The organism is Pseudomonas sp. AC355 (genome assembly GCF_979258205.1).
The window spans coordinates 1,179,184-1,200,218 of sequence record NZ_OZ409843.1 but is presented as its reverse complement, the minus strand read 5'-3'; the positions used below and the strand labels follow the sequence as shown (position 1 = coordinate 1,200,218).

The 21,035-nt window shown below is 59.7% G+C and carries 16 protein-coding genes and 1 pseudogene; 10 read left to right on the top strand and 7 right to left on the bottom strand.

Annotation, left to right across the window (positions count from 1 at the left end):
- Positions 1-57: 57 nt before the first annotated feature.
- Positions 58-756, bottom strand: coding sequence for a histidine phosphatase family protein (locus tag ACZ0AI_RS05695; RefSeq protein ID WP_463564944.1), 699 nt, complete (start codon positions 754-756; stop codon positions 58-60).
- A 209-nt stretch (positions 757-965) separates the two neighbouring features.
- Between ACZ0AI_RS05695 and sohB the strand changes: the two genes are divergently transcribed.
- Both sohB and ACZ0AI_RS05685 read left to right on the top strand, forming a co-directional pair.
- Positions 966-1,985, top strand: a complete 1,020-nt coding sequence (gene sohB, locus ACZ0AI_RS05690) for a protease SohB (RefSeq protein WP_042552598.1) — start codon at positions 966-968, stop codon at positions 1,983-1,985.
- A gap of 36 nt (positions 1,986-2,021) precedes the next feature.
- A complete protein-coding gene (locus tag ACZ0AI_RS05685; protein WP_463564943.1) occupies positions 2,022-3,014 on the top strand; it encodes a YhdH/YhfP family quinone oxidoreductase in 993 nt (330 codons plus the stop codon).
- A 144-nt stretch (positions 3,015-3,158) separates the two neighbouring features.
- Here ACZ0AI_RS05685 and ACZ0AI_RS05680 read toward each other — a convergent pair whose 3' ends face one another.
- A complete protein-coding gene (locus ACZ0AI_RS05680; protein WP_463564942.1) occupies positions 3,159-5,537 on the bottom strand; it encodes a catalase in 2,379 nt (792 codons plus the stop codon).
- A 242-nt stretch (positions 5,538-5,779) separates the two neighbouring features.
- Between ACZ0AI_RS05680 and ACZ0AI_RS05675 the strand changes: the two genes are divergently transcribed.
- Positions 5,780-5,998, top strand: coding sequence for an AbrB/MazE/SpoVT family DNA-binding domain-containing protein (locus tag ACZ0AI_RS05675; protein WP_463564941.1), 219 nt, complete (start codon positions 5,780-5,782; stop codon positions 5,996-5,998).
- Between the two features lie 52 nt (positions 5,999-6,050).
- On the opposite strand, the gene ACZ0AI_RS05670 is transcribed toward ACZ0AI_RS05675, so the two are convergent.
- The gene (locus ACZ0AI_RS05670) at positions 6,051-6,548 is read right to left on the bottom strand and encodes a DUF934 domain-containing protein (RefSeq protein WP_042552602.1); all 498 of its coding nucleotides are present in this window, start codon (positions 6,546-6,548) and stop codon (positions 6,051-6,053) included.
- Positions 6,532-8,191: pseudogene (locus ACZ0AI_RS05665) on the bottom strand (nitrite/sulfite reductase). Before ACZ0AI_RS05665 ends, ACZ0AI_RS05670 begins: the two are co-directional and overlap by 17 nt.
- A 661-nt stretch (positions 8,192-8,852) precedes the next feature.
- Here ACZ0AI_RS05665 and ACZ0AI_RS05660 point away from each other — a divergent pair.
- Genes ACZ0AI_RS05660 through ACZ0AI_RS05650 form a run of 3 tightly spaced genes read left to right on the top strand, consistent with a single transcriptional unit; the run spans position 8,853 to position 10,974 of the window.
- Positions 8,853-9,779, top strand: coding sequence for a ZIP family metal transporter (locus tag ACZ0AI_RS05660; RefSeq protein ID WP_463564939.1), 927 nt, complete (start codon positions 8,853-8,855; stop codon positions 9,777-9,779).
- Positions 9,780-9,837: 58 nt separating this feature from the next.
- The gene (locus ACZ0AI_RS05655) at positions 9,838-10,632 is read left to right on the top strand and encodes a substrate-binding periplasmic protein (RefSeq protein ID WP_463564938.1); all 795 of its coding nucleotides are present in this window, start codon (positions 9,838-9,840) and stop codon (positions 10,630-10,632) included.
- Between the two features lie 39 nt (positions 10,633-10,671).
- Positions 10,672-10,974, top strand: coding sequence for a DUF1883 domain-containing protein (locus ACZ0AI_RS05650; protein WP_463564937.1), 303 nt, complete (start codon positions 10,672-10,674; stop codon positions 10,972-10,974).
- Between the two features lie 84 nt (positions 10,975-11,058).
- Here the strand turns inward: ACZ0AI_RS05650 and ACZ0AI_RS05645 are convergent, their stop codons facing one another.
- The 3 genes from ACZ0AI_RS05645 to metH are packed head-to-tail and all read right to left on the bottom strand — an operon-like array spanning position 11,059 to position 15,530.
- Positions 11,059-11,469, bottom strand: coding sequence for a hypothetical protein (locus ACZ0AI_RS05645; RefSeq protein ID WP_463564936.1), 411 nt, complete (start codon positions 11,467-11,469; stop codon positions 11,059-11,061).
- A 36-nt stretch (positions 11,470-11,505) separates the two neighbouring features.
- Positions 11,506-11,817, bottom strand: a complete 312-nt coding sequence (locus ACZ0AI_RS05640; protein ID WP_463564935.1) for a DUF5629 family protein — start codon at positions 11,815-11,817, stop codon at positions 11,506-11,508.
- On the bottom strand, positions 11,814-15,530 hold the full coding sequence (metH, locus tag ACZ0AI_RS05635) for a methionine synthase (RefSeq protein WP_463564934.1): 3,717 nt from the start codon (positions 15,528-15,530) through the stop codon (positions 11,814-11,816). The genes ACZ0AI_RS05640 and metH overlap by 4 nt, the downstream gene beginning before the upstream one ends.
- A gap of 199 nt (positions 15,531-15,729) precedes the next feature.
- Here metH and ACZ0AI_RS05630 point away from each other — a divergent pair, with 199 nt between their 5' ends.
- The 4 genes from ACZ0AI_RS05630 (at position 15,730) to ACZ0AI_RS05615 (ending at position 21,031) form a co-directional block, all read left to right on the top strand.
- Positions 15,730-18,009 (top strand): fatty acid cis/trans isomerase, encoded by a 2,280-nt coding sequence (locus ACZ0AI_RS05630; RefSeq protein ID WP_463564933.1) that lies wholly within the window; start codon positions 15,730-15,732, stop codon positions 18,007-18,009.
- Between the two features lie 137 nt (positions 18,010-18,146).
- Positions 18,147-19,166 (top strand): acyltransferase family protein, encoded by a 1,020-nt coding sequence (locus ACZ0AI_RS05625; protein ID WP_463564932.1) that lies wholly within the window; start codon positions 18,147-18,149, stop codon positions 19,164-19,166.
- A gap of 71 nt (positions 19,167-19,237) precedes the next feature.
- A complete protein-coding gene (gene nfuA, locus ACZ0AI_RS05620) occupies positions 19,238-19,822 on the top strand; it encodes a Fe-S biogenesis protein NfuA (protein WP_225832197.1) in 585 nt (194 codons plus the stop codon).
- A gap of 207 nt (positions 19,823-20,029) precedes the next feature.
- Entirely contained in the window at positions 20,030-21,031 is a 1,002-nt protein-coding gene (locus tag ACZ0AI_RS05615; RefSeq protein WP_463564931.1) for a response regulator, read from the top strand.
- The last annotated feature ends 4 nt before the right edge of the window (positions 21,032-21,035 follow it).

The window sequence follows — 21,035 nt, the reverse complement described above, 5'->3', positions numbered from 1 at the left end:
GGTGGTTTCCTTTGTTTTCGGGTTGTTCTGCACCCTCACGGGTACGTTGACCGAGGCTCAGCGATAGGTGATGAGCGACGGTGTATTCAACAGCTGCAGATGGGCGAGGCTGTTGAACGAAGCCAGGGTCACCCGCTCGCCCTGAAACTTCAGGCAGCTTAGCGAGGTGTTGACGATTTGCCAGTTCATTGCGAAGGCGCTGGCGACCGGCATACCGGTCAGCAGGTGCAGCAACGCGGTGATGGTGCCGCCGGAGGTGAATACGGCGACTTTCTCTCTGGATGTTGCACTGCCGAGCAGGCGCTGCAAGCCGTCGTCAACCTGGTCGACAAAAGCCTGCCAGCTCTGCAGCCCCGGGACGTCGTAATCGCCGCCTATCCAGGTTTCCAGCAGACGCACGAACAAACGCTGAAACTCGGCGCGGTTGTGCGCCGCATTACGCATTATTTCGATGGCTTTCGGTTCTTCGGGCAACAGCGCCGGGAGCAGGGCGCGGATAACGCCTTCGGCGTCGAACTCGTTGAATGCCGGGTCAGTTTCCAGCGCAGGGGCCTGCTCCAGTTGTTCGAGTACCAGGCGGCCGGTATGTGCCTGACGCAACAGGCTGCCGCTGATCGCCCGATCGAGGCGTAGCCCGCCTTGCGCCAGGTGGCTGCCAAGCAGGCTGGACTGCTGCTCGCCCAAGGGCGATAGAACGTCGTAATCCTCTGCACCGAACGAAGCCTGGCCATGTCGAATCAGGTAGATGCTGCCCACGTCCGCTGTAACCCGGGAATCTTGAATGTTTGCCGAGGGTAGGAGGGTGGCCGTAGGCTGTCAACGAAAATTCATACGTTTGTTTGAATTCCTGTGTCGTGCATCCGCTGAAAGCCATGAACCTGTCTGGCCGTGCCCAGGTGGCGCCGGTATGCTTGGGCAACGCAAGGCCTCTGCGAGAGGCCATCGATTGGATATAGGGGAAGTGTGTGGAGTTTCTTGCTGATTACGCGGGGTTTCTGGCCAAGACAGTCACTTTGGTGGTGGCTTTCATCGTCGTACTGGTCGCCCTGGTTGCGGTGCGTAGCCGCGGCCGTCGTGGCGGCGGCCAACTGCAGGTGGTCAAACTCAACGATTTCTACAAGGCACTGCGTCAGCGCCTGGAGCAGTCGATCCTGGACAAGGATCAACTCAAGGCCCTGAGCAAAGAGGAAGCCAAGTCAGCCAAGCTGGCCAAGAAGAAGCCGCAGCAGAAGTCCCGGGTTTACGTGCTGGATTTCGATGGCGACATCAAGGCCTCGGCGACCGATGGCCTGCGTCATGAAATCACCGCACTGCTGAGCCTGGCCACGCCTCAGGATGAGGTCGTGCTGCGTCTGGAAAGTGGCGGCGGCATGGTGCACAGCTATGGGCTGGCCTCCTCGCAACTGGCGCGTATTCGCCAAGCCGGCGTGCCGCTAACGGTGTGTATCGACAAGGTCGCGGCCAGCGGCGGCTATATGATGGCCTGCATCGGCGAGAAGATCATTTCCGCGCCGTTCGCCATCCTCGGTTCCATCGGCGTGGTCGCCCAACTGCCGAACGTCAATCGCCTGCTGAAGAAGCACGATATCGACTTCGAGGTGCTGACCGCCGGCGAGTACAAACGCACCCTCACGGTGTTCGGCGAAAACACCGAAAAGGGCCGGGAGAAGTTTCAGGAAGACCTGGAAACCACCCACGAGCTGTTCAAGAATTTCGTGGCCCGCTATCGCCCGCAGCTCGAGATCGACGAAATTGCCACCGGCGAAGTCTGGCTGGGCATGGCTGCACTGGAGAAACAGCTGGTCGATGAGCTGAAAACCAGTGACGAGTATCTGGCCGAGCGTGCCCGCGACGCCGATCTGTTCCAACTGCACTTCGTGCAGAAAAAATCCCTGCAGGAGCGTGTCGGCCTGGCGGCCAGTGTGGCGCTGGATCGCTTCGCACTGACCTGGCTTGGCCGTCTCGGCCAGCAACGCTTCTGGTAACCAACACCTTCCGCCAAGGCGGATGAGGAGGTTCGGATGACGAGTTTTTTCGCTCTACAGGCAGCCCCTGACGTAGGTGGCACGTTCACTCAGCAAGTGGTCGAACGCGATGTCATCGACTTGCCTGCGGGCGAGCTGCTGATCCGCGTTCAGTATTCTTCTCTCAACTTCAAGGATGCGCTGTCGGCCAGTGGGCAGCGGGGTGTAAGCCGTCACTACCCGCATACCCCTGGCATCGATGCCGCTGGCGTGGTGGAACATTCCAGCGCGGCCGAATTCAACGAGGGCGACGAGGTGATCGTCACCGGCTACGACCTCGGCATGAATACCGCTGGCGGTTTTGGCCAATACATCCGTATTCCGGCCGGCTGGGCGATCAAGCGGCCCCAGGGCCTGTCGCTGCGTGAGGCAATGATTCTCGGTACCGCAGGCCTGACGGCAGCTCTGTGCGTCGACAAGCTAGAGCGTGCCGGGCTAGCCCCGGATGACGGTTCGGTGCTGGTGACTGGCGCCACAGGTGGTGTTGGCAGCATCACGGTGATGTTACTGAGCAAGCTGGGCTATCAGGTAACGGCGGCGACCGGCAAGGCGCAGGAAAGCGAACTGTTGACCCGCCTCGGTGCCACGCAGGTGATCCCGCGTCTCGAACTGCAGGCCGGTGCCGATCGGCCACTGCTGCGTGAGCAGTGGAGCGGTGCGGTGGATACGGTGGGGGGCGACATCCTTTTCAACGTGCTCAAGGCCACCCAATACGGCGGTAGTGTCGCCTGCTGCGGTTTGACGGCCGGGGTCGAATTCCAGGCCAGCGTGCTGCCGTTCATCCTGCGTGGCGTGAATCTGCTGGGTGTCGACTCAGTCGAGCTGCCGCTGGTGGTCAAGGCGTCGATGTGGGACAAGCTGTCGCTGCAGTGGAAGCTGCCGAACCTCGATGATCTGGTCAACGAAGTGGGGTTGGCGCAGTTGCCGGAGGCGATCGAGCGAATTCTGCACGGTGGTCAGGTCGGGCGGGTATTGGTCAGGCTGGATTGACGTCGCCGGCTGGCTCAACGAAACGCCCGGTCCTTGCGCCGGGCGTTTTCATTTCAGCTGCCACCACGGCCTGTCTCTCATCGATCCATACCGTTGATCAGGCGAAAAAAGCCCGGCGGGTGCCGGGCTCAGATGTTGCGGGTATCAGACTTGCGGTGGATTGGTCTCGCGCGATGGATGGCGATGCTGGGCAATGCCGGCGATCAGTTGATCGATGAGCGCCTGATCCGCACTGCTGCCGTCGTAGACCCCCGCAGGGGCGGCCTGCAGTGGCACATCGGCCTTCTCCAGCAACTGCGTGCCGGCACCGATGGCGAGAATGCTCTTGCCGTGGCGGAAGCTGTCACGCACGAACTCCAGCGCACGCCCATCGGCCTGCAGCGTGTTGCTGGCATCCTGACCGTCAGGTACCACCAGCGCATCGAAGAGTGGCGCTGGCTGGTTTTCCAGCGAGCAGTCGGCTTCGATCACGCTGCCATCGGCGGCGGTGAACGGGCCGACCCGTGAACCAACCAAGCGCACCACCGCACCTTCGGCCTGCAAAGCGCTAGACACCGCTTGCAGCGAAGTGGCATCGACACCAGCAGCCAGCAGAATCGCCACCTGACGGGTGCGAATGCCGCCATCGCCTGGTCGTGCCAGCAGCGACAGGGCAGGAGAGTCATCGATTTCGGCCGCTATGGGCTGCGGATTGGCCTTTGGCAGCGGCTCCGGCAATGGCATGCCGAGACCATCGGCGACGCCCTGGGCCAGCGTTTCCGAGATATTGCGCAGCATCGCCAGGGTGCGATTACGGATGCCGGGCACTGTCACCTTGCTCAATTCGAACCGCAGCGCATCGATGATGTGCTGCTGCTCATGGGCTGCCTGGCTATTGAAGAACAGGGTGGCCTGGTTGTAGTGCTCGGCGAACTTCTCCGGCTTGCCACGCACTTCGTCGCCATGAACCGGCTCGGGGAAGGGGACGAAACCCATCTCGCCGTTCTGGAATGGGCAGCCACCAGCCAGGGAGTTCGGCTCGTAGGCGACCCGACCACGGTGGATGGTCTGGCGATGCATTCCGTCGCGCTGATTGTTGTGAACCGGTACCACCGGGGCGTTGATCGGCAACTCCTGGAAGTTGGCACCACCCAGGCGCGTGATCTGGGTATCCACGTAGGAGTGGATGCGCCCGGCCAGCAGCGGGTCGTTGCTGAAGTCGATACCCGGCACCACATGAGCGGTACAGAAGGCCACCTGCTCGGTTTCGGCGAAGAAGTTGTCCGGATTGCGGTTGAGCACCATGCGCCCGATCGGGCGCACCGGTACCAGTTCTTCGGGAATCAGCTTGGTCGAGTCGAGAATGTCGAAGCTGAAGGATTCCGCCTCGGCCTCGGAGATCACTTGTACACCCAGCTCCCATTCCGGGTACTCGCCGGCCTCGATGGCTTCCCACAGATCACGGCGGTGGAAGTCCGGGTCGGCACCGGAAATCTTCACGGCCTCGTCCCACACGTGGGAGTGGGTGCCCAGCTTCGGGCTCCAGTGGAATTTGACGAAGTTCGATTCCCCGGCTGCGGTGACGAAGCGGAAGCTGTGCACGCCAAAGCCCTGCATCATCCGGTAGCTGCGCGGGATGCCGCGATCGGACATGACCCACATGATCATGTGCGCCGACTCCGGCATCAGCGAGATGAAATCCCAGAAGGTGTCATGGGCGGAAGCCGCCTGCGGCATGCCGTGGTGGGGCTCGGGTTTGACCGCATGAACCAGATCGGGAAACTTCATGGCGTCCTGAATGAAGAACACCGGGATGTTGTTGCCCACCAGATCCCAGTTGCCTTGATCGGTATAGAACTTCACCGCGAAACCACGGGCATCGCGAGCGGTGTCTTTGGAGCCACGCTCGCCGGCCACGGTGGAGAAACGCACGAAGACCGGAGTCTGCTTGCCTGCTTCGGCGAACAGCGACGCGCAGGTCAGATCCTGCAGCGAATCGTAGCTCTCGAAGTAGCCATGGGCTGCCGAACCGCGGGCGTGGACGATGCGCTCCGGAATCCGCTCATGGTCGAAATGGGTGATCTTCTCACGCAGGATGAAGTCCTTCAGCAAAGCCGGGCCACGCAGCCCTGCCTTGAGCGAGCTCTGATTGTCGGCGATGGGCACGCCGAGGTTGGTGGTCATGCCCTGGCCACCGCTGTCGGCCCTGACTCTCGGCAAGTGGCCACTGGCGGCGTTGACGCCTTGCTCGGGTGCGTCACCGGTCTTGTCGTTGGTATTGGTCTCGCTGACGGTGCTGGCACCCACACTGAAGGGGCAGCCGACCGCAGCGCCCTGGCGTGGTTTGCTGGACGCTTCGCCGTATTCGTCGGCCTTGTTGGCGTTGTGCGGCATGGCGTCGACGATATCGCCGGTCGCGCGTTTCTGTTCGATCACGGCCTTGCCGGTGCCGGCCGGCGGGGCCGCAGCAGCGGCGCTATCGCTCTTTAGATAGGCACTGTCGGCGGCAGAGGATTTCGGGGTGGAGGTTTTGCGCGAAGCCATTTGCTTTATCCTCATCAGGGTTGCCACGCATCGGTTGTGCGCAGCTGGTTGTAGACGAGGGCTATCGAGCGATTTTAGTAGTTGCTGTGGCTCGATGCCCATGACCTTGGTAGGCCTATGGGTATCGAATGACCTGATGCGGGTTAGGTTCAGGGTAAAGTCCTCAACGGTCGCAGGCCTTGTGCCACCTTAAAGAGGGTGTAACGATGCCGCCCACTCGATTCATCGATACAGGAGAAACCATGGATACGATGGCGGTTACAATCGAGGACTGGGATGGCGACGGTGCCATACGACTGCCCGATGAGGCGTTGCAGGAACTGGGCGTCGATGTGGGTGACAAGCTCTACCTTCTTGAAACCCTGGTGGGCAACCAGAAGGGCTTCATTCTCTCCAGACAACCACAGATACCCGAGCGGATCGATGAGCTTGCCGAACAGTTCGGCGAAGTCGACCGATAGCAGGAAGTCCGCGTGCAGAAAAAAGCCCCGCCAATTGGCGGGGCTTTTGGTTTCAGGCGCGGCGCCTGAACAGAGGCACCGGCTGGTCACTGGAGGCTTGATACACCTCGGCGAACTCCTCGAAGGCTTTCAGCGCGTCTTCAGGATCCTTGTCTTCGCGCAGGGCGAAAGCATCGAAGCCACAACGCTTGAGCGCCCACAGCTGGTCACGCAGCACATCGCCAATGGCGCGCAGCTCGCCCTTGAAGCCGTAGCGGGTGCGCAGCAGATAAGCGGAGGAGGAGTGCCGGCCGTCGGTGAAGGCCGGGAAGTTCAGCGCGATGAGCTGAAAGTCGTCCAGCGCGTCAACGATGGACTCGATCTCTTCCTCGGCATCCAGCCACACGCCGAGGCCGCCATCGCGGGCTTTCAGCGCGTTGCCATGCTCCAGCCAGAGCGCCAACGGGACGATCAGATCGTCGCAGTTGGACAACTCTTCGAAGGTGGTTTCCTTCGGCAGCAGGTGCCAGCTTTCGTCGACGATCTGGCCGTTCTTAATGATTCGCTGCATATACGCGCTCCTTGAACGGGGCGACACCGATACGGCGGAAGGTGTCGAGGAAACTCTCTTCTTCGGTACGTTGTTCGACATAGACGTTGACGATCTTGTCGATCACGTCCGGCATGTCGTCCTGAGCGAAGGACGGGCCGAGAATCTGCGCCAGGCTGGCGTCACGACCGGCGCTGCCACCAAGGGAGACCTGGTAGAATTCCTGGCCCTTCTTGTCCACGCCGAGAATGCCGATGTGGCCCACGTGGTGGTGTCCGCAGGCATTCATGCAACCAGAGATGTTCAGGTCGATGTTGCCGATGTCGAACAGGTAGTCGAGGTTGTCGAAACGACGCTGGATGGCTTCGGCGACCGGAATCGACTTGGCGTTGGCCAGGGAGCAGAAGTCGCCACCCGGGCAGCAGATGATGTCTGTCAGCAGGCCCACGTTCGGCGTGGCGAAGCCCTGCTCGCGCAGCTCGCCCCACAGGGTGAACAGCTGCTCCTGCTCAACGTCGGCGAGGATGATGTTCTGGTTGTGGCTGTTGCGCACTTCACCGAAGCTGTAACGGTCGGCGAGGTCGGCGATGGCTTCGAGCTGCTTGTCGGTCACGTCACCCGGCGCTACGCCAGTGGGTTTGAGCGACAGCGTCACGGCAACGTAGCCCGGCTTCTTGTGGGCGAAGGTGTTGCGCTCGCGCCAGCGGGCGAAGCCTGGGTGCTCGGCGTCATGGCTGGTGAGGAGGGCGTCCTGATCCTGCAGCGCCTGGTAGGCCGGGTCGACGAAGTGCGCAGCGACACGCGCCACCTCTTCATCGGTCAGGGTGGTCGGGCCGTCCTTCAGGTGCGCCCACTCGGCGTTTACCCGCTCGGCGAACACTTCAGGGGTCAGCGCCTTGACCAGAATCTTGATGCGTGCCTTGTACTTGTTGTCACGACGGCCATAGCGGTTGTACACACGCAGAATGGCGTCGAGGTAGGAGAGCAGGTGCTTCCACGGCAGGAATTCATTGATGAAGCTGCCAACGATTGGCGTACGGCCCAGGCCACCACCAACGGCGACGCGGAAACCCAGTTCGCCGGTTTCGTTGTTGACCGCTTCCAGGCCGATGTCATGCACTTCGATGGCCGCACGGTCACCGGCAGAGCCATTGACGGCAATTTTGAACTTGCGCGGCAGGTGGCTGAACTCGGGATGGAAGGTCGACCACTGACGGATGATTTCGCACCACGGGCGCGGATCGATCAGTTCGTCCTTGGCAACACCGGCGAACTGGTCGGTGGTGGTGTTGCGGATGCAGTTGCCGCTGGTCTGGATCGCGTGCATTTGCACGGTGGACAGCTCGGCGAGAATCTCTGGTACGTCTTCCAGTTCGGGCCAGTTGAATTGGACGTTCTGGCGGGTACTGATGTGGGCGTAGCCCTTGTCGTAATCGCGGGCGATTTGCGCCAGCTTGCGCACTTGTGCGGACGACAGCAGGCCGTAAGGCACGGCGACGCGCAGCATGGGCGCGAAACGCTGAATGTACAGACCGTTCTGCAGGCGCAACGGACGGAATTCTTCACCGCTCAGCTCGCCACTGAGATACCGGCGGGTTTGATCGCGGAACTGCTTGACGCGGGTCCTCGACGATTTGTTGGTCGTACTGGTCGTATACGTACATGGAGAATCCTGTTATCAGGCTGCTTGCCAGATCGGTGAAAGGCTACTGCGCGCAGCTGTGCGGTGTGGAAGTCAGCGTTGAAACGGTTAACCGCTCGTTTACTGACTCCGTTCCTGGCTAGCCGTCGCTCGCAACGTTCTCGATGACCTGTTACAGCAAATCTGCGCGCACGGCCGCGCACTCCAGGCGGAGCCGAGGGAAGATACCAGTTCGGGTTTATGCGCAAAAGTGAAGTTTTAATATATGAAAAGAACTTTTAGTGCTAAGCGAGAGCGCATGCATAACTGCGCTGGTCGAGACGGGTAAAGAAACCTTCAAAGTCATCATGAATGCCTCGCCAGCGCTGTGCTCTATTCAGGAATGGTTCGCAGTAGCCTGGTAAAACAAGAGCTTGAAGATCAGTTGGGGCCTGTTCGTTATCGGTACCAACCGAGAGGCCAAAGGCCTTCGATTGGTTTACCCGTTACTCAGAACTGACGCTGGGCAACCCAGTGCGACTCGAAGCGCAAGCATACGCTCACCCTCATCTTCGGATAGCGTCATGACCGGTGAGGTGGACGATCGGTACGTAAGGTTAAGATGAAACGCTCTGGATCATCGGGCTGTCGCAGCTATCAAGCAGGTGTTCAACGTCTTCACTCCATTCAATCAGAGGGGTTACATGCAAACGCTTCCACAGCCCACCAGTTTTCTGCAGGCTTGGCTTACCCAGGCGCGAGCATCACCCTGGGTCGCCGCTGGGCTCGGGGTCGCATTGCTGGTGGTGCTCTGGCTGCTTATAAGCAGCCTTTTCAATGTGTTCGAAGATGGTCACCCGGAGCGTATACGCTATGCCCTGTATGGTGGTGGTGCTGGGTTCGCGGCAACGGCAGTGGGGGCATTGGCAGCCCTGGTGCTTGGCACCATCAGCGTAAAGACCCAGGACAGCCTGCTCGGTTTTGCCGCCGGCATGATGCTCGCCGCTAGCTCCTTCTCGTTGATCATTCCGGGTTTGGAGGCTGCTGAAAATATCACCGGCAGCAGTATGTTGGGCGCAGCGACGGTGGTGGTGGGTTTGGCACTTGGCGTTCTGCTGATGTTGGGGCTCGACCATTTCACCCCGCATGAGCACGAGAGTACCGGGCCGCTTGGGCCGCAAAGCGAGCGACTGAGCAGGGTATGGCTGTTCGTGTTCGCCATCACCTTGCATAACCTGCCGGAAGGCATGGCTGTTGGCGTTGGTTTCGCCGGAGACGACATGAAGGTGGGCATCCCCCTGGCGACTGCCATCGCCATCCAGGATATCCCCGAAGGGCTTGCTGTCGCTCTGGCGCTGCGCACTACCGGTCTATCTGCGGTGTATGCAGCGCTGATTGCCATCGCCAGCGGCCTGATGGAGCCGCTGGGCGCATTGGTTGGCGTCGGCATGTCCAGCAGCTATGCGCTCGCTTATCCCGTCGGTTTGGGTTTGGCGGCGGGCGCTATGCTGTTCGTGGTTTCTCATGAAATCATTCCGGAAACCCATCGCAACGGCCACCAAACACCGGCGACTTTAGGCCTGATGGGCGGCTTTGCTGTGATGATGTTCCTGGATACGGCATTGGGTTGATTGGCGTTTGCCTGCACCTGATGCACACTGCGGCGGGTATCGGAAATGGGGTTCGCGTGTGCGGATAAGTGATGTCATTGCCTGCAGTCGTCGGGTTGGCTATGCAGTTTTGCTGGCCGGTGCGTTGAGCAGTGCAGGCAGCGTGCAGGCCGAACCGCTGAATATTTATGTCGGCCAGGGGCAGATGCCGTTTGCCGACGGCGTGGCGGCGCGTGCGGGACTGTTTGGCGATCTGATGCGTGAACTGTGCGTGCGCACCGAACAGCAGTGTGTGTTTCGCAGCGTGCCCTGGCGGCGAGTGCTGAGCGAGGCGAGCTCCGATGAACACGGCGTCGTGCTGAACCTGGGGCGCACAGCCGAGCGTGAGAATGATTTCGTCTGGCTGCTCGACGTGCTGCCCACGCCCTACGTATTGGCCAGTGTGAACCGTTCTTTCGACAGCCTGGCTGAAGCCTTAAAGGCCGGCCCGGTGGCCGTCATGGGGGGCACGCCGCGAGCACACGATATCAACGCCATACGCACGGGGGAGCAGCGGGTCGTGGAAGTCACCGACCCTGAACAGGCTGCTCATCTGCTGCAGAGTGGTCGTGTGGTTGCCTGGTATGAAATCGACCTACGCGCCCTCTATCTGTGGCGCGAACTGGGTTATGACGCGCCTTTACTCTTTGGCAAGCCGCTGAGCGGCACACGCAGTCATATCGCCGCCAGCCTCAAGCTCGACGGTGCAGGAGCGTTGGCCCTTCGCATGGGGGACGCGTTTGTCGAGATGCGCCGCGACGGTAGTTGGCAGCGAATCCTTGCCCGCTATCTTGGCCTGGAGAAGTCACAGGCTTTGCTGTCCGACGGCTGGTGAGTCATGCTATCGCCCTGAAAACACCGCGTGGAGCGCCTGATGAAGTTCATACACCAGCGCGAGCACCTCAACGAAGACGATCTGGTCGTTATCGAATGCTCGCAAACCTGCAATATCCGCCTGATGAGCGATGCGAACTTTCGCAGCTTCAAGAATGGCGGTCGGCACTCCTACCATGGCGGTGCTTTCGACAAATTCCCGGCCAAAATTACCGTGCCGAGCAGTGGTTTCTGGAATATCACCATTGATACCGTGACCCAGAAAGCGATTAGCGTCACACGTAAGCCGACCTTAAAGCACTCGATAAAAATCGTGCGCAGATCGGCTTCCCAGCTGTCGTAATCATCTCGCAGGCCGCGTTAGGTGATTAGCGCCCCACGCGGCCTTATGCCCGTGTGAGTGCGCGAGTCCGCAAAATGCTCGCCTTTAGATCACGCTGGTGTTGAAACCTTCCTCGATGAGCAACTCACCAGTGGCGGGCGTAAAGCTGCAAATCACTTCGAGCCCCAAGTAGTCAGCTTCCGCGTGGGTGGTTTGCTCCAGGCAGCGGATCTGAATCCACAACTGGTAATCGCCGTCGCCGCTGTAGCCTTCGAACGTTTGTGAGCCGATGTAGTAATGCCCCGACAGCTTGTTGCGGCAGGGAAATTGTTGCTCGTCGTTAAAGCACTGGCGCGGATCGTTGACGAACGTATTGAGCTGAGCATCAAGACTGGTGTGGATTTGCGCCAGCAGCGGCTGAAAAGCCCGCTGACTAGCCTCGCCATCGTCGCCTAGGTAGTCGATCACCTGACGTGCGTAGTCGGGTGCCCAGTGCGGCGGGTCGATGCGGGTCATCTTCAGCACGTGGGCATCTCCTTATGGGCGTGGCCGCTACTCGTCGTCGCTGCTGGCAGCGGTTGCGGAGAAACAGCGCAACTGATGGCCATCCAGAAGCCAGCTGTCGTCGGCTGCCTGATAGTCGGCTTCCATTACTGCGTTATAGCTGAACTGCCAACTTTTACGCTCGCGGCCGTCTTGTACTTCGATGTGTAGCACAGTGGCGTCGCTGGCGAATGGCTGGTCAGCTTCGGCGGCTGCATCGGCTTGGTCGAGTAGCCCATCGTCGAGTTGGAAATCAAAGGCATGTAAGCCATCGATTTCCAGCATGTCGGCAGTTTCCAACTGGTCGAGTAGATACGTCATTCGTCATACCCCAGATTAGGTGCCAGCCAGCGCTCGCTGACGCTCAAGTCTTGCTGTTTGCGGGCGGTGTAACTGTCGATCTGATCCTTATCGACCTTGCCTACCGCGAAATACTGCGCTTGCGGGTGGGCGAAGTACCAGCCGCTGACCGAGGCCGCCGGGAACATGGCGTAGTGCTCGGTGAGGAACACGCCACTGCGCCCCGCTTGATTCTCTGTAGCGGCGGGGTCAAGCAGGTCGAACAGCGTGCCTTTTTCGGTGTGATCCGGGCAGGCCGGGTAGCCGGGGGCAGGGCGGATGCCTTTGTACTGTTCTTTGATCAGCGCCTCGTTATCCAGGGCTTCATCCTGATCGTAGCCCCAATAGGTTTTTCGCACCTGTTGGTGTAGCCACTCAGCGCAGGCTTCAGCCAGGCGGTCGGCCAGGGCTTTGACCATGATCGAGTTGTAGTCGTCGCCAGCGTTTTGATAGGCCTTGGCCACTTCTTCCGCGCCGATGCCAGCTGTGGTGATAAAACCGCCGACATAATCGGTCAGGCCGCTGTCTTGCGGTGCGACGAAGTCGGCCAGGGCGAAGTTCGGCTTGCCGTCCGGCTTGATAGTCTGTTGGCGCAGGTGGTGCAGTTTGGCCAGCGGCTGGCCGTCGTCGCCGTATAGCTGGATATCGTCGTCCTGCACCTGATTGGCGGGCCAGAAGCCGAATACCGCACGGGCACTGATCAGTTTTTCGTCGATCAGTTTGCGCAACATGATCTGGGCATCGTTGAACAGGTCGGTGGCGGCCTGGCCAACCACTTCGTCAGTCAGGATGCGCGGGTATTTGCCGGCCAGATCCCAAGAGATAAAGAACGGCGTCCAGTCGATGTATTCGGCCAGAACATTCAGGTCGATGTTGTCCAGCACTTTGGTGCCGGTAAACGTCGGCACGGGTGGCTGGTAAGTGCTCCAATCGAACTTGGGCTTTTTCGCCACGGCGGCGGCGTAGGGCAGTCGCTCGGTGCGTGAACTGCGTGCGGCGGTACGCTCACGCACTTCGATGTAGTCAAGGCGGGTGCTTTCGACGAAGGCGGCTTTCAGTTCTTTAGACAGTAGCTGAGTGGCCACACCCACAGCACGCGAGGCGTCGGTGACATAGACCACGGCGTCGTTCTGGTATTTGGGTTCGATCTTTACTGCAGTGTGAGCTTTCGAGGTGGTGGCGCCGCCGATCATCAACGGCAAGTGGAAGCCCTGACGCTGCATTTCGCGTGCGACATGCACCATTTCATCCAGCGACGGGGTGATCAGGCCGGACAGACCGATGATGTCGCATTTTTCGGCGATGGCGGTTTGCAGAATTTTCTCCGCCGGCACCATCACGCCCATATCGACGATGTCGTAGCCGTTGCAACCGAGCACCACGCCGACGATATTCTTGCCGATGTCGTGCACGTCACCTTTCACCGTGGCCATCAATATCTTGCCCTTGGCTTCCGGTTTGTCGCCTTTTTCCAGCTCGATAAACGGGATCAAGTGGGCCACCGCCTGCTTCATCACACGGGCGGATTTCACCACTTGCGGCAGGAACATCTTGCCGGCGCCGAACAGGTCGCCGACCACGTTCATCCCGGCCATCAACGGGCCTTCGATCACTTCAATCGGCCGCGCACATTGTTGGCGACATTCTTCGGTGTCTTCAACGATAAACGCGGTGATGCCTTTGACCAGCGCGTGCTTGAGCCGCTCTACCACGCTCCACGTACGCCACTCCTCGGTTTCGGCTTCCTTGACGCTGCCGTCGCCCTTGTAGTTGTCGGCGATGGCCAGCAGTGCGTCGGTGCCGCCTTCATTGCGGTTGAGCACCACGTCTTCGACCGTGTCGCGCAGCAGTTTGGGAATCTCATCGTAGATTTCCAGCTGGCCGGCGTTGACGATGCCCATGGTCAGGCCGTTTTTGATCGCGTAGTAAAGGAACACCGAGTGGATCGATTCGCGTACCGGGTTGTTGCCACGGAACGAGAACGACACGTTGGACACGCCGCCAGAAGTCAGCGCGTAGGGCAACTCGTCGCGGATGTAGGCGCAGGCGTTGATGAAGTCGACCGCGTAGTTGTTGTGCTCTTCAATGCCGGTGGCGATGGCGAAGATGTTCGGGTCAAAGATGATGTCCTGCGGCGGGAAGCCGACTTCGTTGACCAGAATGTCGTAGGAGCGTTTGCAGATTTCTTTCTTGCGCGCTTCGGTATCGGCCTGGCCGGCTTCGTCAAAGGCCATCACCACCACGGCGGCGCCATAGCGCTTGCACAGCCTGGCGTGTTGCTTGAATTGTTCGACGCCTTCTTTCATGGAGATCGAGTTGACGATGCCCTTGCCCTGGATGCACTTGAGGCCGGCTTCTATCACCTCCCACTTGGAGGAGTCGATCATGATCGGCACCCGCGAAATATCAGGCTCGCCGGCGATCAGGTTGAGGAAGGTGACCATCGCCGCCTTGGAGTCGAGCATGCCCTCATCCATGTTGATGTCGATGATCTGCGCGCCGGCTTCTACCTGCTGCAGGGCGACCTCAAGGGCTTCGGTGTAGTTGTCTTCACGGATCAGGCGGGCAAACCTGGCTGAGCCGGTAATGTTGGTGCGCTCGCCGACGTTCACGAACAGCGAGTTACGATCGATGGTGAAGGGTTCCAGACCCGACAGGCGACACGCCTTGGGAATATCCGGAATGGCGCGCGGCTTGTATTTGGCCACCGCCTCGGCAATCGCCTTGATGTGCGCCGGCGTGGTGCCGCAGCAGCCGCCGACGATGTTCAAAAAGCCGCTGGCGGCAAACTCTTCGACCACCACGGCCATTTCTGCCGGGCTTTCATCGTATTCACCGAAGGCATTCGGCAGGCCGGCGTTGGGGTGCGCTGAAACGCAGGTATCCGCCTTGCTGGCCAGCTCTTCCAGGTAGGGGCGCAGTTCTTTGGCACCCAGAGCGCAGTTCAAACCGACCGAGATGGGCTTGGCGTGGCTGATGGAGTTCCAGAATGCCTCGGTGGTTTGCCCGGACAGGGTACGGCCGGAGGCGTCGGTAATAGTGCCGGAAATCATGATCGGCAACTCGAAACCCAACTGCTCGAAGACTTCCTGTACGGCGAAAATCGCCGCCTTGGCGTTGAGCGTGTCGAAGATGGTTTCGATCAGGATCATATCCGCGCCGCCTTCGATCAGGCCGCGGGTGGCTTCGATGTAGTTGGTTACCAGCTCGTCGAAGGTGACGTTACGGTAGCCAGGGTTGTTCACATCCGGCGATAGCGAGCAGGTGCGGCTGGTGGGGCCGAGTACGCCGGCGACGAAGCGCGGCTTGTCCGGGGTTTCCAGGGTTTTGGCATCGGCGACGCGGCGCGCCACTCGAGCGCCTTCAACGTTCAATTCATACACCAGGTTTTCCATGCCGTAATCGGCCTGGGATACCTGTGTGGCGTTGAAGGTATTGGTCTCCAAGATGTCGGCGCCGGCATCGAGGTAGGCCTTTTCGATGGCTGCGATGACATCCGGGCGCGAAAGCAGGAGCAGGTCGTTGTTGCCTTTGACGTCCTGTGCCCAGTCGGCGAAACGCTCACCACGGTAGTCTTCTTCCTCCAGCTTGTAGCTCTGGATCATGGTGCCCATGCCGCCGTCGAGAATCAGGATTCGATCCTTGAGTGCTTGCTGAAGTGCTTGGAGGCGGGCGCTACGATCTGACAGGGGCATGGAAAAGACTCTGAACGGGAGGCGACGACAAGGGCCGCGATCATAACAAAAGTTGCTGGTTTTTCTGCATCGCGCAGTTGTGCATGAATGATGCTCATGTTGGCCGGCGGGCAGCGGGTTAGTTTTCAGCGCGTGCAGGCATAGCGATAGCACAAGCGAGACGGCTAGAATAACCGGCTATTTTTGTGGAATTGCGACCATGCACTACCGGCTGCTATTGAGCGTTTGCCTTGTTTTTATCAGTCCGTTGGTGATGGCGCAGACCGTTTCCTACAGCCGTGACATCCAGCCGATCTTTACCCAGAACTGCGTAGCCTGCCATGCCTGCTACGACGCGCCGTGCCAGCTCAACCTGGGCAGCGGTGAAGGTGTCGAGCGCGGCGCCAGCAAGGCCACAGTCTATGACGGCACGCGCACCAAGACCCAGGCCACCACGCGGCTGTTCATGGATGCCCACGGCGAGCCGGCCTGGCGCCGCAAGGATTTCCACTCGGTACTCGATCAGCAGGGCGGCCAGGCCGCGTTGATGGCGCGCATGCTCGAGCTTGGGCACGCCACGCCGCTGCCTGCCAACAGCAAACTGCCGAAGAACCTGGCCATCGGCATCGACCGGGACAATCAGTGCCCGCTGCCGGGCGAGTTCGAGGCTTTCGCGGCGAAGAACCCCATGGCCGGCATGCCATTCGCGGTCACCGGCCTCACCGAACAGGACTATCAGACAGTGCAGCGCTGGCTGGAGCAGGGCGCTGCGGTGGATGAGCAGGCACTGGTCGCGAGTGCTGCCGAGGTGCGGCAGATCGCCGAGTGGGAGCGTTTCCTCAATACGCCCGGCGACGAGCAGGGCTTGGTCAGCCGCTGGCTCTACGAGCACCTGTTTCTCGCTCATCTGCATTTCCAGGGCGGCGAGCCCAGGCATTTCTTCCAGATGGTGCGTTCGCGCACGCCCAGCGGCCAACCGGTGGACATTATTGCCACCCGGCGCCCCAATGACGATCCAGGCACTACTGTCTACTACCGCCTGATGCCGATCCAGGGCGTGATCGTCCACAAGACCCACATCACCTACCCGCTGAGCGCCGAGAAACTGGCCCGGGTCAAATCGCTGTTTTTCGGTAGTGATTGGCAGGTGGGCGTGGTGCCGGGCTATGGCGTGCAGCGCCGCTCCAACCCGTTCGAAACCTTCGAGGCGATTCCTGCCCAGGCGCGTTATCAGTTCATGCTCGATAACGCCGAATATTTTGTGCGCACCTTCATTCGCGGGCCGGTCTGTCGCGGGCAGATCGCTACTGATGTGATTCGCGATAATTTCTGGGTGGTGTTTCAGGATCCGCAGCATGATCTCTATATCACCGATCCAGCCTACCGGGGCGAGACGACGCCGTTGCTATCCATGCCCGGCCAGCTCGACCAGATTGGCGACCTGCTCGGCCTGTGGCGCGCCTATCGCAACAAACGCAACGATTATGAGGCGTTGCGCACCGACGGTTATGCCGAAGCACCAGCGCCCGACTGGTCGCATATCTGGCGCGGTAACGATAATGCGCTGCTCTCTATTTTCCGCCAGCACGACAGCGCCTCGGTGCGTAAGGGGCTGGTCGGTGAGATTCCGCAAACGCTGTGGTGGATGGACTATCCGCTGCTGGAACGCACGTATTACCAGTTGGTGGTGAATTTCGATGTGTTCGGTAATGTCTCGCACCAAGCGCAGACGCGCTTGTACTTTGACCTTATCCGTAATGGTGCCGAGCAGAATTTCCTGCGCCTGATGCCTGCGGATGCGCGTTCAGGGCTGTTCAGTGACTGGTACCAGAACAGCGGCAAACTCAAAGCGTGGATGGATTACTACCCACTGGACAAGAAAACCCCAAGTGGCCTGCCGCTTTCCGGCGAAGATCCCAAGCGGCAGTTCGGCGAACAGTTGCTGCAGCGCTTCAGCGCGCTCAATGCGCGGCCAGATCCGATCAACCGTTGCAGCGATGGACGTTGCTATCGCGCCGTTCTGCCTGATGATTTGCTTGAGGCGGAACAGGCGCTCAGCCTCTTGGCATCACGACCGGCCTCGCAACTTAAAGTGATTCACCAGTTACCGGAGGCCACCTTACTGCGCGTTGAGGCAGGCAATGGCCGCCGTGAGGTCTACAGCCTGCTGCGCAACCGCGCCCACAGTAACGTGGCATTTATGCTCGGTGAGGATCTGCGCTACCAGCCACAGTTGGATACCCTGACCATCTATCCGGAAGTGATGACCAGTTACCCGAACTTCATGTTCTCGGTATCGGCCAATCAAGTGCCCGAGTTCGTCGCGACACTGCAGCGGGTGAGCGATACCGCCAGCTTCGACAAGGTGGTCGAGCGCTGGGGCATCCGCCGCACCCATCCGCAGTTCTGGCGCTACTTCCACGATCTGACAGCGCATATCCGTGAACACGATCCGCTGGAGGCAGGCGTGCTGGATATGAATCGCTACCAGAACCTCTGATTGCCTGCGGGCTAGCGCTGCCAAGCTGGCCCGGGCATTTCCCTCGACCTTTCTCCCGCCGCTGCGGTCGGACGCTGTAGCAGCCTGATTCTGGGCTGTCGCGTACCGATTTCAACGAGAGGGAGAATGGCGGTTCTATGCTGATTTCAGTGCAGGCATTGCGGGCGTTAGCAGCCTGGGTAGTGGTTTTTCACCATGTCATGCAGGTGTTTTTCGATTTCAAGGCGGATAGCTTCATGGGCTATCTGTTCGCCGACAAGGGGGCCGTGGGCGTCGATATCTTCTTCGTCATCAGCGGGCTGGTAATCTATCTCTCCACTCAGGGAAAAAGCATCACGCCGTGGCGATTCATGCTTAACCGCGCACTGCGTATCGTGCCGGCGTACTGGCTGTATTCACTGATTGCTGCGCTGATCATCGCCTTCGCCAACCCGGTGATGCCAACTCAAGCATTCGACCTGCAGCACCTGATGATGTCCCTGCTGTTCATCCCCGCAGAGAACCCTGCCGGTTTTGGCCTGTATCCCACGCTCAATGTGGGTTGGACGCTGAACTACGAAATGTTCTTCTACCTGCTGTTCGCGCTGGCGTTCATCGTGCCGGAGCGCTTGCGCTTGCTGCTGATCACCAGCACCTTGCTGGTCTTCGGGCTGTTGGCAACGCAGCCGTGGGTCAGTGATTTTTACCGCAACAGCATCGTCTACGAGTTTCTCTTTGGTGTGTTGCTGGGCATGGTCTACAACCGCGGCTGGATTCGTCAGGGCCTGTGGCTGCCGCTGCTACTGATTGCCGGTTCACTGCTGGCCATCTATCACCTGGATAATTCCATGCGCCTGCTGCACTGGGGCGTGCCAAGTGCGCTGATCGTCGCCGCCTGTATCGCCATGGAGCCTTGGTTCAACGACAACCGTCTACTGGCGCGGATGGGCGATTGCTCCTACTCGGTGTACCTGCTGCATGTGATCGTGCTCTCACTGGGCTGGTACCTGCAGGCCAGCCTGGATCTCAATCCGTACCTGGTGATCGCCGCCTGTATGCCGCTGATTGCTTTAGCGTCCTGGGGCAGTTACGAGCTGATCGAAAAGCGGTTTTTCGTTCGCGCCAAGGCTTGGTTCAGTGAAAAAACAGTCAATGGAAGGCCTCAGATACTATCCTGAGTAAAATAGTAGGACTTTATCCGAGGGCGCCATTTGGCGTACACTGCGCCACATGACCGTGAGGAGTTGCCATGAGCACAATTACCATTACCGATGCCGCCCATGATTACCTGGCAGACCTGCTGAGCAAGCAGAATACTCCGGGAATCGGCATCCGCGTTTTCATCACCCAGCCAGGTACCCAGTACGCGGAAACCTGTATCGCCTACTGCAAACCTGGTGAGCAGAAGCCCGAAGACCAGGCCATCGGTTTGGCCAGCTTCACCGCCTGGATCGACGCTGTCAGCGAGCCATTTCTGGAAGACGCAGTCGTCGACTACGCCACTGACCGCATGGGCGGCCAGCTGACCATCAAAGCGCCCAATGCCAAAGTGCCGATGGTCAACGAAGACAGCCCGCTCAACGAACGCATCAACTACTACCTGCAGACCGAGATCAACCCCGGTCTGGCCAGCCATGGCGGCCAGGTTACGTTGATCGACGTGGTCGACGAAGGCATCGCCGTATTGCAGTTTGGTGGCGGCTGCCAGGGCTGTGGCCAGGCTGACCTGACACTCAAGGAGGGGATCGAGAAAACCTTGCTTGAGCGTATTCCCCAGCTCAAGGGGGTGCGCGACGTAACCGATCACAGTAACAAGGAAAACGCCTACTACTGACAGGCGTGCTTGCAGATAAACAAGGCGACTTCGGTCGCCTTGTCGGTTTTAGGGTGCTAGCGTTCACGAAAGCAGGATAAAATCTGAAGTGTAGTGGCTTTTTGCTATAGTTTATTTAGCGCGCTCTAGGATGGGCCATCGCTGCAGGTATTTGCACCTCAGCGGTATACAGGCCGGACACAGGCTCACTTTCTTGAGGCGTTATTGATGCCAAAAGCATCTCTTCTCGTGTGCGACGATTCGAACATGGCCCGCAAGCAACTGCTGCGCGCTTTGCCCGTCGATTGGCCGGTGACGGTCAGCCAAGCCAGCAATGGCGAGGAAGCGCTCGAACAGCTGCGTACTGCGCATTTCGATCTCCTGTTGCTCGACCTGACCATGCCGGTACTTGACGGCTATGGCGTGCTGGCTGCGCTCAAGGCCGAAGGCCGTGCGCAGAAAGTCATCGTGGTGTCGGGTGATGTGCAGGACGAGGCCGTGCGACGTGTTCAGGAGCTCGGGGCACTGGCCTTCCTGAAAAAACCGGCCGACCCTGAGCTGTTGCGTCAGGCGCTGGACAAGCTGGGTTTGCTCAGTACGCCAGTGATGCCCACGAAACCGGTCAATACCGCGCTAAGCGAACCCACGGTGTCGTTCCGCGATGCTTTTCGCGAGGTAGTCAACGTTGCCATGGGCCAGGCAGCAGCGCTGCTCGCGCGAGTGCTGGGCGTGTTCGTGCAGTTGCCAATCCCCAACGTGAATATCCTCGAGGTCAGCGAACTGCATATGGCGCTGGCAGATGCCCAGCGCGGCAATGGATTGACCGCCGTTTGCCAGGGCTATATTGGTGGCGGTATCTGCGGTGAAGCCTTGCTGATCTTCCACGATTCGGAAGTGGCCGACATGGCCAAGCTGATGGATTGGCAGCAGCAGGACTACTCATCCATGGAAATGCTCCTGGATATGTCCAGCGTGCTGATTGGCGCCTGCCTGAGCGGTATCGCCGCACAGCTTGACGTGAGTTTTTCCCAAGGCCATCCCCAGATACTGGGCGAGCATGCCTCCATCGACGAACTGATCCGCATCAACGGTCAACGCTGGCGCAAGACCTTGGCAGTGGAGGTGAGTTACAGCATCGAGGGGCATAACATCCATTTCGACCTGCTGCTGCTGTTCACCGAAGATTCGGTGCCGCTGCTGACTAACAAGCTCGCCTACCTGATGGAATGACAGA

What these genes read in the sequence shown, in the direction of transcription:
- ACZ0AI_RS05685 (WP_463564943.1), top strand. Translation starts at nt 2,022, where the DNA reads ATGACGAGTTTTTTCGCTCTACAGGCAGCCCCTGACGTAGGTGGCACG.
- ACZ0AI_RS05680 (WP_463564942.1), bottom strand. Translation starts at nt 5,537, where the DNA reads ATGGCTTCGCGCAAAACCTCCACCCCGAAATCCTCTGCCGCCGACAGT.
- ACZ0AI_RS05675 (WP_463564941.1), top strand. Translation starts at nt 5,780, where the DNA reads ATGGATACGATGGCGGTTACAATCGAGGACTGGGATGGCGACGGTGCC.
- ACZ0AI_RS05670 (WP_042552602.1), bottom strand. Translation starts at nt 6,548, where the DNA reads ATGCAGCGAATCATTAAGAACGGCCAGATCGTCGACGAAAGCTGGCAC.
- ACZ0AI_RS05660 (WP_463564939.1), top strand. Translation starts at nt 8,853, where the DNA reads ATGCAAACGCTTCCACAGCCCACCAGTTTTCTGCAGGCTTGGCTTACC.
- ACZ0AI_RS05650 (WP_463564937.1), top strand. Translation starts at nt 10,672, where the DNA reads ATGAAGTTCATACACCAGCGCGAGCACCTCAACGAAGACGATCTGGTC.
- ACZ0AI_RS05645 (WP_463564936.1), bottom strand. Translation starts at nt 11,469, where the DNA reads ATGACCCGCATCGACCCGCCGCACTGGGCACCCGACTACGCACGTCAG.
- ACZ0AI_RS05640 (WP_463564935.1), bottom strand. Translation starts at nt 11,817, where the DNA reads ATGACGTATCTACTCGACCAGTTGGAAACTGCCGACATGCTGGAAATC.
- metH (WP_463564934.1), bottom strand. Translation starts at nt 15,530, where the DNA reads ATGCCCCTGTCAGATCGTAGCGCCCGCCTCCAAGCACTTCAGCAAGCA.
- ACZ0AI_RS05630 (WP_463564933.1), top strand. Translation starts at nt 15,730, where the DNA reads ATGCACTACCGGCTGCTATTGAGCGTTTGCCTTGTTTTTATCAGTCCG.
- ACZ0AI_RS05625 (WP_463564932.1), top strand. Translation starts at nt 18,147, where the DNA reads ATGCTGATTTCAGTGCAGGCATTGCGGGCGTTAGCAGCCTGGGTAGTG.
- nfuA (WP_225832197.1), top strand. Translation starts at nt 19,238, where the DNA reads ATGAGCACAATTACCATTACCGATGCCGCCCATGATTACCTGGCAGAC.
- ACZ0AI_RS05615 (WP_463564931.1), top strand. Translation starts at nt 20,030, where the DNA reads ATGCCAAAAGCATCTCTTCTCGTGTGCGACGATTCGAACATGGCCCGC.